10 protein-coding genes are annotated in these 14,446 nt (G+C 42.5%); 4 read left to right on the top strand and 6 right to left on the bottom strand.

What is annotated here, in order from left to right; translation table 11 throughout:
• Positions 1-76: 76 nt before the first annotated feature.
• The gene (locus OSCI_RS24505; protein ID WP_019487467.1) at positions 77-5,839 is read right to left on the bottom strand and encodes an alpha-2-macroglobulin family protein; all 5,763 of its coding nucleotides are present in this window, start codon (positions 5,837-5,839) and stop codon (positions 77-79) included.
• A gap of 350 nt (positions 5,840-6,189) precedes the next feature.
• On the opposite strand from OSCI_RS24505, the gene pbpC reads away from it, so the two are divergent.
• A complete protein-coding gene (gene pbpC, locus OSCI_RS24500; protein ID WP_019487466.1) occupies positions 6,190-8,520 on the top strand; it encodes a penicillin-binding protein 1C in 2,331 nt (776 codons plus the stop codon).
• Positions 8,521-8,677: 157 nt separating this feature from the next.
• Here the strand turns inward: pbpC and OSCI_RS24495 are convergent, their stop codons facing one another.
• Positions 8,678-9,115: a DUF3574 domain-containing protein gene (locus tag OSCI_RS24495; RefSeq protein WP_007357884.1), complete on the bottom strand. Its 438-nt coding sequence runs from the start codon at positions 9,113-9,115 to the stop codon at positions 8,678-8,680.
• A gap of 323 nt (positions 9,116-9,438) precedes the next feature.
• On the bottom strand, positions 9,439-11,097 hold the full coding sequence (locus tag OSCI_RS24490) for a trypsin-like peptidase domain-containing protein (protein ID WP_007357883.1): 1,659 nt from the start codon (positions 11,095-11,097) through the stop codon (positions 9,439-9,441).
• Between the two features lie 258 nt (positions 11,098-11,355).
• On the opposite strand from OSCI_RS24490, the gene OSCI_RS24485 reads away from it, so the two are divergent.
• On the top strand, positions 11,356-11,628 hold the full coding sequence (locus OSCI_RS24485) for a DUF4160 domain-containing protein (RefSeq protein ID WP_007357882.1): 273 nt from the start codon (positions 11,356-11,358) through the stop codon (positions 11,626-11,628).
• Positions 11,618-12,070, top strand: coding sequence for a DUF2442 domain-containing protein (locus OSCI_RS24480; RefSeq protein WP_007357881.1), 453 nt, complete (start codon positions 11,618-11,620; stop codon positions 12,068-12,070). Before OSCI_RS24485 ends, OSCI_RS24480 begins: the two co-directional genes overlap by 11 nt.
• Positions 12,071-12,118: 48 nt before the next feature.
• On the opposite strand, the gene OSCI_RS24475 is transcribed toward OSCI_RS24480, so the two are convergent.
• The 3 genes from OSCI_RS24475 to OSCI_RS24465 all read right to left on the bottom strand — a co-directional run bounded on the left by OSCI_RS24475 (position 12,119) and on the right by OSCI_RS24465 (position 13,844).
• Positions 12,119-12,598 carry a VOC family protein gene (locus OSCI_RS24475; RefSeq protein ID WP_007357880.1) on the bottom strand — a complete coding sequence of 160 codons (480 nt, stop codon included), beginning with the start codon at positions 12,596-12,598 and terminating at the stop codon, positions 12,119-12,121.
• A gap of 72 nt (positions 12,599-12,670) precedes the next feature.
• A complete protein-coding gene (locus tag OSCI_RS24470) occupies positions 12,671-13,369 on the bottom strand; it encodes a pirin family protein (RefSeq protein ID WP_007357879.1) in 699 nt (232 codons plus the stop codon).
• 238 nt (positions 13,370-13,607) lie between these two features.
• Positions 13,608-13,844: a CDGSH iron-sulfur domain-containing protein gene (locus OSCI_RS24465; RefSeq protein WP_007357878.1), complete on the bottom strand. Its 237-nt coding sequence runs from the start codon at positions 13,842-13,844 to the stop codon at positions 13,608-13,610.
• Between the two features lie 129 nt (positions 13,845-13,973).
• On the opposite strand from OSCI_RS24465, the gene OSCI_RS24460 reads away from it, so the two are divergent.
• A complete protein-coding gene (locus tag OSCI_RS24460) occupies positions 13,974-14,306 on the top strand; it encodes a winged helix-turn-helix transcriptional regulator (RefSeq protein ID WP_007357877.1) in 333 nt (110 codons plus the stop codon).
• The last annotated feature ends 140 nt before the right edge of the window (positions 14,307-14,446 follow it).

Here is a 14,446-nt window from a genome sequence, read left to right as displayed (position 1 = left end):
TCCGCCGCCGGGGGCGGTATCCGTAACGCCGCCCTCTGGGCGGTTCCATCACCGCCCAGAGGGGGCGTTACGTAAGTCATTTATCGAAGACAATCAAGGTAGAGGATGCCGATCGCCCAAACTCTTCAGGAGCATATTGTAAATGAGCTTCTGCGCCTGGCCAGAGGTAGGTTCCGGGGGTGACGGAACGGACGAGGTAGTGGAGGCTGTAGGCCCCAGGTTCGAGGCGATCGCTATAGGCGAGGACGCGATCGCGATACATCGTTTTATACCCAATTTGCCAGCTATCACCTTGAGCTTCCACCGCCTTTGTAGAGGTTTGGAAACTGTTATCAATTGCCTCGAAACCAGCAGGTAACTGGTCAGTAATTACCACATGATCCACATGGCGATCGGCGATAATTTCCAAACCAATATCAAACACTTGTCCCACTCCCAAAGTCAGGTCTTTAGGAATAGAAAGTTGCTGTTTCCCTAACACTCGATCTTCACCCGCAGGTCGGATTTCTCGCACTACTCGCAACCCGTTTAAACGTCCCGGTTGATTACCCTGCAAGCGATAGCCATAATTGACGATATAGTGCAGCGTACCTTGACCAGATTTCTGAATGATTAGATCGCCATTTCGTGGCAATTGATCTGTGGCTACAGTGATAAACTGACTGGGATTGCGGTAGCCGTCAAACTGAATGGAATCTAACTGTTTACCAGCCAATTTTACCGTAGCACTAAACTTAGGTGGTGTCGGCTGAGTTTTGCTGTAATCTACTAAAGCTGTCAGTGCTTCTGCATTGTCATAAGTGCTTTGCCAAGTGCCATCACGCCGCAAATTTAGGAGGCTTTGCAATAAGCGATCGATATCTTCAGTCTTGCTTTTTTGAGCGATAAACAGCCGCAAAGCTTGAGCTTGAATAGCTGTAGGAGAAGCTATCCAGCTCACATTCTTAGGTAGATTCACCGTAGCTGTGCGACCCGTGATATAGATGCTTTTTTGCAACTCATTAGTTAGCACTTGAGACTCATTTTGCCAGTCATTAAATTGAGAAAGGTAACGCGCCAGCTCAATTTGAGTAACTAGATTATATTCACTCCGCTGTTGATAGATATCGGCTAGAAAATCATTGCGCTTTTCGCCTAATTCTGCTAGAGAGATTAAAGCCGATAATCTCACTTGATTCTTACAAACTTGCTCTTTGCAAAACTCATATTGTCCGGGGTCAGCAAGAGTTTTCTTTAAGTAGTCTGTCAGGCGAGATAGCATCCCCGTATCGACTGTATTAGGAAAAGCCTTAGAAGCAGATGCGATTGCCTTTGCTGCATAGGGAGTCACAAACGGGTCAGATAGTTCTTGTCCGGGGTAGGAAGCAAAACCACCATCGGGACGCTGAAGTTTTTGCAATTTTTCAAGCGCGATCGCAGCTTCTTTGCTAGGATTAAAATCTTTCAAACTTTGAGCATATTGCTGAGAAAGAGTTTGCAAATTAGCTGCAATTAATAACTGACTAGCCGCAGGTTCCAAAAATGGTAACTGTTCATTCTGTAAAACCTGTTTCGCTGGTGCGATAATTTCTGGTATCAATGTACTAGCTAGAGAAATCTCTAAACCGCCAACATCTGACACCACATTTTTATCAACCTTCAGAGGAATTTTTACCTCCTGTCCCCCCCTTTGTAAGGGGGGATTGGGGGGTATTGTTCCCACTTCCACAACGTTTTCTGTAACTTCTAAAGGTTTCACCTCTAAAGGCACTTCAAACGCATCTACATTGCTATTTAATTGCGTGGCAAATTGAACTTTAGCATCACCAGCATTACCGGCCACAATGGGGAAACGGTAAGCATGAGTCCCTGACTCGGCTTGAGTTTTTAGATTCGCCGCTGTTGGGTTATTCCCTTCAAAATTGATAGCGCCAGCGACTTGACCGTTAATTGTCAGATTGCCTTTTTCCTGAGTATTGTTAGTTACAGATAAGCCTGCTTGAATGCGATCGCCGGGGCGGGCAAACTGCGGTAAAATGGGATTAGAAATCAGCGATTTAGTGGTAATAAAAGTTGCCTCGCCATTACCAAAATCTAAATTGCCGTCAGTAGCAACAGCCATTACACGCCAAGTTGTTAAATCGTCAGGAAGTTTGAATGTAACGCTCGCTTTCCCATTAGCATCTGTAACAACAGAACCATTGTAATAAGCCAAAGCTTGAAAATCTTTGCGGACGCGAGTATTTGCTGCACCTGTGGAGAAGCCACCGCCATAACCCCAACCTTTTGCCAAGGGTGAAGCCATATTTTCTAACACTACATTCGGTCGATTATCGTTGAAGCGGGTAGAAATAGATTGCTCCGCATAGACAGTTTTAACCAAATCTGGCGGGCGATATCCAGTTAGTTGCAGCACGGCTTCATTGACAGCCATAACTGTAAATTGCCCCTTGATTGGTTTCCCTTGATTGTCCTGTAATTGTAGTTGTACGGTTTCCTCTGCACCCGGTTGTAATTCTGTTTGCTGGGGAGTAACTTGGACTTTCAAGTATTTAGCATCTAAACTGGTTTGAAAAGGAGCAAAGCCGATTTTTACCAGATTTTCTAGACTTCCCGGTTCTAATTCTTTTAAACTCTTGCCCTGACGGACTAACACAGCTTCTACTGCTGCATTTGGCAACATTTCTGGCGTTACTTGGAACTGGATTTGAGGCGCACCACCCTTAACTTTAGTGACAGTTTGATAGAGGGTTTTATCGCGAACAACAGCAAAGTATAACTCTGCTTCTGGATAAGGCGATTGAATTAAAGCTGTTGCTGTTTCACCTGGTTGATAGCTTTTCTTGTCGAGTTTGACTTCCAGGCGATTATTATCGTATCTGTTACCCCAGCTTACGACATTTTCTCCTGTTGCCCAAATCTGTAAATCAGTGGCAGTTACTTCGTTATTGCTATCAGGAAATTTAGCCCGAATGCGGTAAGAACCAGATTCAGGAGGACTCAGAGATACTGTTTGAGGAGTGCTGCCAGATTTTACCTCGCTTTTTGCTACTGTTTTGTATTCGATTTGATTGTGAGGATTGCGACTACCTTCGACTACTTGAGTAACGCTGCTGTAGTTAATTTTTTGCAGTTCAACGCGGACTTTTTGACCTTCTATTAGTTTTCCTGTAGGATCGGTAACGATGAGTTGAATCGGTAAAGGTTTACCGGCATCGCCAACAAAATTAGTCTGTAAACCAATTAATCGCTCGCTGGGTAGGGCAGTAAATGTTTTAGAATCGGATACAGACAGATTTGAAACATCGGAGACTTCAATATCTACCCGATAATTCATCGGATAGGGCAAATCTTTGCCGACTGTAAATGTTTGATTGCCTTTACCACTAGCATCTAAGACTGCATTTTGTTGCAGTACATCAGTGGGAACGTTCGGGCTTTCTTCTGGCCAAAACCATTGCCGCCCAAAGGCAAATTCTTCCCAACCTTTTGGTGTAAATTCTGCTTTGCGGCGAGTGACATAGTATTTGGCTTTTCCACCTTCTACTGGCGAACCAAACAGATAATTACTTTGGGCAGTTGCCTCGATTTTATCGTCAATCAGTGCAAACTCTTTATCGAGGTTTAAATCTACCTTAAAATTAGGTGGTTTGAATTCAGCAATCCGAAATTGACCAGAAATTTCCGCTCCGCTTCCTCCTTTAGCTAGAATAGAATAGTAGCCTAAAGGTAGATTATTTTCGATGGGCAATTCTAGGGAAAATGTGCCAAATTCATTAGTTGTCTGAGTTCCTAAATCAGTCTTAGTACCGCTGGGAGTTTGCAGCGTGACTGCATAACTGGTATTTTTATCCTGCTTGATAACTCCATTTTGGAGATAGTAAGCAGTTCCCGTCAACCAAGCTTTTTCCCCTGGTTGATAAAGTTGTCTGTCTGAGAAGATTGTACCGCGCGATTGTGGCTTATTACTGTTCCAAGTATCTCCTTCAATCCCGTAGCCATAAGCACCGCTATATTCTTCAGTTCTAGCAAATGCCCAGTCTTTGTTTTCACGGGCAATGACTAATAAACTTGGTGCTTTTTCAAAGCCACCTACTTCAGATTTAATACAGTTCTGTAAATTCTCGCGATTGAGTAATAATGTACCATTATTGTCAGTTTTACCCGTTGCACAAGGAGTAGGTTCAGGTCGAGATTTTGCCTGTAATTGAGATTCGTAAATCTCGACTGATGCTGCTACTGGGGAACCATCATCGAGATGGTTTACTCTAATTAAGCCTGACTCTGGGAACCACTGGGCAAATACTCCCAAATTAGTCAATTGAACTAAACCGTAATTAGTAGGTTCTCGCCATTTTTGTTTACCTTTTTCATCCGAGTAAAGATTCGTGCGTGCTTGCACTCCATAAGCAAGCATTCCTGTTGCTGCACCTAGTTTTTCCCGTAAGGGAACTGTTATATCTAGAGGCTGATTTTTCTGCCCTGAAACTCGAAAAGTTTGCCACTCAGAAGGATTGGAAAGTAAATCATTTCCCTCGCCTCTGGGATATGCGTCAGCAGTATAAACTAAATCTGTCGGTTGAACGACTTTATAGGCTGCTTTGTACTCGGATTCGGGTAAATTGACTGTAGAAATATTCAGTTGTAAGTCTTTCCCTGCTGGGAAAATATTTAACCCTGTGGGTGTCCAAATTTCGCCAGAGACATCGCCTGTTTCATACTGCAATGTGACTGGTTTTCCCAAGGTTTGACCGAATTTATCTTTGAGGTTAGCACCAATAGTAATAGTATATTGTTTTGCTGGTTCTAAACTCCAGGGATTAAGACTAACCAAAGGTTCATTGTCATAGGCTTGGACAAGTGTGGGAGATTTTTTAGGTTGGGGATTAAGGGTGATATTCTCCCGCGCTGAATCCGCGATCAGACCGTTATTAAATTGTAACTGACCGCTGCCTTTTACGAACCGACCATAAGCACCGCCAGCATCTGGTTGTCCAAAAAATTTAATAGCTTTAAATGCCAAGGGCGAATAAGTTTCTACCTGGCTAACAAATGGTGTTTCGCTGGGGAGATTGCCGCGAAGTGGTAGCAAGCCAGAGTCAAATTGTAGACGGTACTGAGTGGCTTTTTCGAGGGTTTGTTGGGGAACTATGGTATACTTAAAAGGGCGAACCGATGGATCGAAATTTTCTTCTGGGTTTTCCCTATCCTCTGATTTTACCTCAGCTTTTTCTAACTCTACTTTAACAGGCACAGTTGTTGTCTGTCCCTCTGGCATTAGCTTCAAATGTTGTTCCACTGAAGCTAAATCTAATTCTACATTTGATGTGAATTTCAGAGTAGGCTTAATATCAATGGGTTGGAACTCTGAATTTTCCGGTTTAGAAGTGGGTAAATTGGACAGTTGGATTGGTTCGGTGTTAAATGTCCAACTTAAATCTCGATCGAGGCGGTGATTTTTTAAATCAGTCAAACCTGCTTTGATGGCGATTTGAATACGAGTAGCTTTAGGTAATGCTTGTTCCGGTTGAAATCCCACCATACGGGGGGTTAAAAAACGAAATTGACCGGGGATAGCAGGTTTGATTTCAAATAGTTTGAGTTTATCTTGCTGTTCGGAACTATCAAGGCTTTCAACGGGAATTAATGCCTCTTTAAACCGGATGCGAATTTGGTTGAGAGGTTCAGCTTTTCCAGTAGGACTAATTTCTTCAATCCAGTCTACCAGTTGCGGATTAACTAGGGGAGCAACTGAGGGAAGGGGTTCAATTTTTGAAGATTTATTCGCGACTCCACAGGTTGTTACTACCACCGTGAGAATTAGGAGAAGTATCGGCCTTATCCATTTTTTGAATTTCATATTGATGTTTTCCTTTACGGCTACTGTATCTACAGTTGACGCGATCGGGTTTCCCGATCAATTTTATTAAATTTTTAACTCAGCCATTGCTAAGGCTATATAAATGATTAAAGCCTATAATTTTATGGTGTAGAGATTTTGTATTTTTTCTTAATGAGTGCGAAATTTATAGTTTCTGGAAGTAGGGATATTCAAGTTGTAGTCTTGTAAATGAATATGCGTAATCCCGCCTTTGGGTGGTTAAAGATACCGCCCAGAGGACGGGGTTAGGTTATACTTTTTTGTCGATCCGGTAGGGTTGTTTCGATATCGGAAATAGATTAAACTTTTCTGGGCTGAGGGATTAATTGATGAAAGCATTAAGGCTGTGGCTAATTAAAAATTCCCAGAAGGCTGGGCGCAAATGTAGAAACCCAAAACTTCGCGTATTTTTGGTGTTAGTATTAATTTGTCTGACGGTGCGATCGCTTCCCTATCTCGCACCCATCCGCGCTGCTGACATCGCACAGGATCGGGAGGCGATCGAATTTAGCGATCGCAACGGCCTTACTCTCGGCACTATTCTCACTCGTGACCAAGAACATACCGCCGCTGTACCCTTAGATCGAGTTTCTTCTCACTTTGTACGCGCCATCATCGCCGCTGAGGATAGCCGATTTTATCAACATGGTGCCACAGATATGAGAGCGATCGCGCGATCGCTCCTCGAAGCCGCACAAGCCAAACAGTTAGTCAGCGGCGCTTCTACCATCACTATGCAGTTAGCGCGGATGCTAGACCCCGCACCTCGCACATTAGCTAATAAAGTGCGAGAAATTTGGCTATCTTGGCGCATTTTCGCCGGCATGAATAGAGACGAAATTCTCGAATCTTACATCAACAGATTGCCAATGAGCGGCAATATTTACGGGGTAGAAGCCGCTTCCCGTAACTATTTTGGCATTTCCGCCGCCGAGATCAATCTCGCTCAAGCGAGCCTTTTAGCAGCTATTCCCAACGATCCAAATAACCTCAATCCTTACTACCGCTGGCAATCTCTGAAAAAACGGCAAAATTACGTACTCGATCGCATGGTCAAAGACAAGTATATCACGCGATCGCAGGCAGATAGAGCCTTGAATGAAGAAATTTTACTAGCACCGAAAGAACAGGGAATTATTGCCGCACCTCACTTTTTATTCTGGCTATCTAATCAATTACCCAAGCAGCATCCGTCTCATATTCGCACCACAATCGATCGTTCTTTACAGCAGTTTATAGAAGCACAAGTGCAGCAAGTTGTTAACTCTTTATCTCCCCATAATGTCCACAATGCAGCCGCTCTAGTCATAGATAATCATACTGGGGAAGTTTTAGCTTATGTCGGTTCTCCAGATTATTTTAATGAAATAGAAATAGGTCGGAATGATGGAGTGCAAGCGCTACGCCAGCCTGGTTCTACCCTTAAACCTTTCTTGTATGAATTAGCCTTAGAAAAACGTGCGATTAGACCCAACACTATTTTAGCCGATGTACCGACTTATTACGCCATTCCCGGTGCAAAACTTTACAACCCAACTAATTATAACGATGAAACATTTTTAGGCCCGGTACGGGTGCGGGTTGCCTTGGCAAATTCTCTCAACATTCCAGCAGTAAGAGTATTAGAAAAAGTGGGAGTATCTACGTTTCTCAATCGTTTGCATGAATTGGGATTTGAGCATTTAACTCAATCTCCAGAATACTATGGTTTAGGCTTGGTTTTAGGTAGCGGTGAAGTTAGTTTGTTTGAGTTAGCTAGAGCTTATGTGACCTTAGCAAGACAAGGGAAATCGACACCTATTGTCACCACATTTAATGATGATAAAATTTCCAGTGATACACCTGTCATGGATCGAACAACATCGGCATTAATTACTAATATGTTAAGCGATGCTCACGCCCGCGCTCAAGAGTTTGGTGTTGATTCTGTGCTGGCTTTACCATTTACTACAGCGGTGAAAACAGGAACATCTTCTAATTTTCGGGATACTTGGACGGTGGGTTTTACTAATGATTACACGGTTGCAACTTGGGTAGGAAATTTCAATGGCGATCGCATGAAGAAAGTCTCTGGAGTCATGGGCGCTGCCCCTCTCTGGAATCACATTATTTTACACTTACACGAACATCAAGAGCCTGCACCTTTTCCTACTTTAAAAGGGTTAGTACAGCGCCCTATTTGTGCTATTTCTGGGTGGCGGCCTACACCTGAATGTTCCTCGGTTGTACAAGAATATTTTTATCCTGAAGATATCAGCAAATACAAAACTGAGTCAGGTATTTTAAAGCTGTCTGAAGATTATAATGGGTGGTTAGCAAGGCAGAGTAAATCTAGTTTAACTAATAGCAAATTCAAAATACTTTTTCCTCAAAATGATGCTTATTTTCTGATAAATCAGAATGAAAATTCACGCCTAGAGTTTAAATTGTCTGGATCGAATAACGCCCCCGTTGAGTGGTGGTTGAATGGTAAAAAGTTAGCCACTCAGCCCTCTAATTCACTTTTTTGGCAACTTCAACCTGGTCAATGGAATTTACAAGCTAAATCGGGTACTTTAGTGGATAGTGTAAGATTTGAAGTGCAAGTTACTGAGAATAAATCCCTGCGGCGTGGCTTTTCTTTTGTTGATAATTCAGCATCTTTTCCTACTGAAAAATAGAACAGGAATTACGCACCCAACCAAAGAAACCGGGTTTTCTTACGAAAATACTTCCTTCTACCTTTTACCTTTTGTCTCCTGCCTTTTGCCTTCTGCGTGACCCACAGATTTTCTCAAAAACCCGCTTTCTAGGACTCTATGCGTAAGTCCTATAGAATTAAAATGAGACTTTAGCTTCAGTAGTTACGCGGAGTACGGATTCTTGGTGAAAGGTGCGTTTATAGATATCGATAATTTCTGCTATTGCCCGATTTTTCTCTGGGCTATTTTCATAAATTAAGATAACGACTTTGGACTTTTCTGTTACCAGTAAGCTATTGCTATTAAGATATTGTCCATAGGAATCTAAGACGGTTAATCCTTCGTGAAAACGGGGCGTAATGGTAGTGTTTAAAAATTGCTGCCATTCTACATCGGAAATTGTACTACCTCCCGGTTTAGTTAGACCAAAATATAGTTCATCTTTGATGAGAATTTTTTGGTTAATATTTGTAGTAGAAGTTTCGGAAATTTCGGCACGAACGAGTGTAGGTATGGAGATGGGAATAAGGATAAAAAAACTGGCTAGGAAAAGGCTGTTAATAGTTTTTGGCATGGTAATTAATTAGGATAATAATTGTGGAAATTGCGCTAATAGCCATGTCCCTACTTGCGATCGATCTTGGTTGCGACTACGCTGTAAAGCTTCCTTTAGTAAGGCAATGGTTAATCGCGGTAAAACTTCGGACTAAAAAAATTGTATAAGTAAGGTTATAGCACAAATTGTTGCTACATGAGAACAAATTGCTTTCTAAAATAATTTTGTGTATATATTTATTGATTAATTAAACAGTTAGGTCTACACTTACCAGCCAAATTATTAACCAATTAGCGATCGCAACCCCAAATTAAATTAAGGTAAGCAACGCTTAAGAACTCTCACCCTCCTCTTTTCCAAATCTTGATCTGCCCATCCCAACCCCCACTAACAATCATCTGCCCATCCCCACTAATTGCAACAGAATTAACATAGCCAGAATGCCCGCTTAAAGTTCCTTTCAGCGCCCCAGAACGCACATCCCAAAGTTTAACAGTTTTATCCCAACTACCGCTAACTAAAGTATTTCCATCTTTAGTAATTGCCACAGACCAAACCCCATCTGTATGCCCGCTCAAACGCTTAATTAATTGCCCAGTACCCAAATTCCATAGGCTAATTGTTCCATCACCACTACCACTAGCTAAAGTTTTGACATCGGGACTGAAAGCCACCGACAAAATAGATAAAGAATTACCTTTTAAAGTGCGGATTAAGTCACCAGTTTGCAGATTCCATAACTTAATAGAACCATCCTTACTGCCACTAGCTAAAGTTTTGCCATCTGCTGCGATCGCCACCGAATTTACCAGAGCAGAATGTCCCAACAAAGTATAAAGTAAAGCCCCAGTTTTCACATTCCAAATCTTAACAGTTTTATCCCAGCTACCACTGGCTAAAAACTGACCATCAGGACTGAGGGCAATTGCAACTACCACATCAGAATGCCCGGTCAAAGTGCGAATATTCTCACCTGTTTCTAGATTCCAAATCTTAATAGTTTTGTCATCGCTACCGCTGGCAAAAATCTTGCCATCAGATGCGATCGCCACTGCATTCACCGCGTCCCCGTGACCCCGCAGCGTACTCTTTAACTCGCCGCTAGGCAAATTCCAGACAGAAATACTGCCGTCAGTATTGCCCGATACAAAGTGAGAGCCAGCCGCCGCCACCGAACTCACTACCCCCGCAGAAACCTTGAGCGCACTAGCGAGAGTAAAAGCAGCATTAGCAGGTAGGCGCGGCGAATTATTAACAGGAGTACCAGTTTGCGGTTTTCCCGGTGTTGGAGAATCTTGGGGTACTGTTGGCAGCGCAAGGCTTGTCCGCCACTTCAAGAAAGTATCGATCTCAATCCCGGCGGCCACAATTTTATCGGATTTGTCCTCTAATTGTATAATGCCATTAATGGCTACAACCCTCCCCCCATCGTCCAATACCGGGCCGCCGCTCATGCCTCCCCTCACTAAGTTACTATAAACTAAAGTATAACCATTCCAGGCCGTTTGACGGCGCGTCATCAGCCCCTCAGTGACAATCAAAATCGGCTGTTGCAGAGTTCCGCCCGATCGCGGCCAGCCAGCCACATAAAGCTTTTTACCCTCGCTTGCGTCAGTATTCGCCAACACAGCGAGGCGATAGTTTTCCGCGCTGCTGAAGGGAACTACTGCCAAATCTGCTCCCGGCATTCGTTTGATCAGGCTGTAATAGACTGGATGGCGCTTGCCATCGGGGGTAACAATGTGATAATTACCCGCTTGGCTCACTACGTGCCAATTAGTAATTATATAGTAAGTGCTACCTTTTTTTTCAAAGATCACCCCAGAACCGTTGCCTGTTGGGCCATCAACGCGAACTGTAATTTCTTTAGCGATCGCATTCACCTCAGCGGGTGCTAGTGCTGCGGAGACTTGGGGGGTAAGAAGTGGGAGAATAGGCGCGATCGCGGTCGCGCCGAGTCCAATACTCAAAATAGCTGAAATACTTTTGTTATAATTCATCTGCGAGTCAAAATGTTAATATAGCAACCTTTTAACAGACGGAAAACCTTTCTACTTTGTGTCATATTTTCACATGAATTTGAGATGAACAAAATGATTCAAGCTGATCTTAAATCAGTTTTTCCAATTTGAACCTTGACAAAACCCAACGCTTGGGTTATTATAAAGATAAGCTTTAAATAAAAGCTATTTGTATACACTAAAAACCAGTATGTATAATATTATGTTAATATATAATAATCCACTAATAATAATACTATGCCGAAAGTTCTTGAAGATACCCAGAAAAATTTATTCGTTTACATCTATACTAACGATCATATCCCTGCTCATGTCCATGTCTTTATAGGTAGAAAAAATGATGCTAACCAAATGGAAATTAAAATTAATATTGGTAGTGAAGAAAAACCTCCTAGTATAGTTAGTGCAAATGATAAAATCAAAGATAAAGACTTAGTAGCTGCTCTCAAGTTCGTAGCAGCTAATCAAGAAATACTATTAAGTAAATGGCAAGAAATACATGGTGATTAGAAACTGGGATAAAGAGTTAACTGAGGAAAATCTACGAGAGCAAATAGCCAAAGCCAAGCAAGCATGGAAACAAGCCGAGGCTACAGAGCCTCGTGCCGAATCCGTGCATTATAATCAGTCTGATGATTTAATAGTTATTAAACTGAAAAACGGTGCTATTTTTAGTTTTCCTCCAAGATTGGCACAAGGTTTAGAAGGTGCTTCAGCAGAACAACTTGCCGATCTTTGGCTACCACCTTCTGGTAGCAGCGTCCACTGGGAAAGCCTAGACGTTGATTTTGGTATTCCCGAACTTGTAGCAGGTATTTTTGGGACAAAATCATGGATGGCTGAACTAGGTAAAAAGGGAGGACAAGTAACTTCAAGTGCCAAAACTATCGCCGCTAGAAAAAATGGTAAAAAAGGTGGTAGACCTAAAAAAAATGCTCCTATTAATTTATGAAATTAATTTCAGGAACTTGGAGCATTCTTACCTTGATAATCTGAATTTTTACCTTAAATTTTTACCGCCATAACGTTGCAACTCCTCTGTCAAATTCAGAGGAGCAACAATCGCTTTACTTTCAAACTCACCCCACATTTCACGAGGTACTATCCAAGTAATTTCAAACTGATTACCATCAGGATCTTCACCATATACAGACTTACTAGCACCATGATCGCTTGCACCCCGATAAGAGCCTTTCTCCTTGAGAAATTGAACAGCATCAGCCAACTCCTCAATTGTTTTAACTTCCCAAGCTAAATGATAAAGTCCCACACTTCCAGGGGGTGGTGACGGCGCATTTGTTCCCAAAGCCGCTAAACCCAGATCGTGATGGTTTTGAGAACCTACGGCCCGCAAAAATGCCATCTTCCCGTGCATCTGCGCTACTTCCACAAAACCAAAAACAGATTTATAGAACTCAACTGAGCGTTTTAAATCCCGTACATAAAGCACAACATGGTTCAAACTGGTGACAGAAATCATAGTATTTTTAGATTGTCCCCCCTTTTTAAGGGGGGACAAATGCAGGAGATTTGAGATTTAAGATTTAGCATTTTAAGCCAAATCAAACAAGAGAAATTCAGCCTTATCTGCCGCTTCGATCTCGATATGAGATTCATCGCTAATGGCAGCGCCATCGCCATGTTTTAACGGCAAACCATTCAAAACAATTCCACCGCGAGCCACCTGTACCCACGCATGACGCTTAGGTTGCAAGGAATGAGTGACGCGATCGTTTTTTTCCAAAACAGCCGCATATAAATCCACATCCTGATGTACCTTAACAGCACCATCCCGTACATCCCTAGCAGCAACTAACCTCAACTTTCCGGGGTGTTGTGCCACATCAAAATCACGCTGTTCGTAACTTGGTTTTAATCCCTTTGTATCGGGAAGCAGCCAAATTTGTAGTAAGTGAACTGGGTCTGTTTTGGATTGATTAAACTCGCTGTGCTGGATACCTGTACCAGCACTCATTCGCTGTACTTCGCCAGGTTTAATCACTTCACCATTGCCGATACTATCTTTGTGTTCTAGCGCTCCTTCCAAGACATAAGTAATGATTTCCATGTCTTGATGACCGTGCGTACCGAACCCACGACCGGGGTTAACAATATCTTCATTAATTACTCGCAATGCCCGAAAACCCATTTGATTAGGATCGTAATAATTGGCAAACGAAAATGAGTGGTAACTATCCAGCCAACCGTGATTAGCATGACCTCTATCTTCACTTTTTCGGATGACGATCATTTTTTAATTCCTCATTTTTCAAGTTTGAAGGGAAAGTGTCAACTTAGGTGAACTTGGTGGTTTAAAACGCAACTACAAAAACAAAAACTGCCTACACGAGTTTAAAAAATTGTAGTTCTCGATTAGTCCGCGTAGGCGGACTTTGCTTGTGTAGCCGCGAATTCTATTCGCCTGCTAAATTGTTGTGATTCCTCCGATTAATTCTTGCAGCAATACCCACTCTACGGTTAACTATGCCTTAAAGTTTGGCATGAGCCCCATCGCAAAACGGGGAGTTAGCAGTATGTTTGCAGTTACAAAGCGCTACCGTTTTTGTCTCGGTAATTTCAAAAGCTAGCGGCACAAATTCTGTACCTTTGTGACCACCATCACAATAAGGCTGGTTTTGAGATTGACCGCATTTGCACCAATAGTAAGTACCAGGCTCTAATGCAAGAACAACGGGCTTTTTATCAAAAATAACAGGCGTGCTCATCGGATTCTCCTCTCAGGAATGGCAACAGATTTGTTATTTCTGTGCTTTTTGCATATTTATACTTTAAACTAAGTAAAGCCATAATGGGAAGTATGCACTTTAAAGTAAGGTAGTACCCAAAAAGATACTATGCAAACCAACACAGATACCGAGAGAGCCAGTTGTATTGTAGAAAGAACGTTAGACGTGATTGGTGGGCGCTGGAAGGTCTTAATTCTGCGCGAGTTATTTCAAGGGGTGAAGCGTTTTAATGAGCTACAACGCGCCTTAAAAGGAATCACTCAAAAAATGTTGACACAACAACTGCGGGAGATGGAATCGCATGGTATTGTCCATCGCGAAATATACTTGCAGGTTCCTCCAAAAGTCGAATATTCGTTAACACCTTTGGGAGAAAGTCTCAAACCAATCATCGATGCCATGCACGAATGGGGTGTTAAGTATCTCAATCAAAACAATTAATTTTGAAAAAAATAGTCATTGCGAGCCAAGCGAAGCGCAGTTGCGGGATATTGCCCGAAGCAATCCCAAAGCCTTGCGATTGCTTCGCTACGCTCGCAATGACAAGTTATCCCTAAGTAAGCTCTAACACCTAAGCAAGT

This window comes from Kamptonema sp. PCC 6506, from assembly GCF_000180455.1.
GTDB classification, from domain to species: Bacteria; Cyanobacteriota; Cyanobacteriia; order Cyanobacteriales; family Microcoleaceae; genus Kamptonema; species Kamptonema formosum.
The sequence above is the reverse complement of the archived record's forward strand: the minus strand, read 5'-3'. Positions and strand labels throughout refer to the sequence as shown.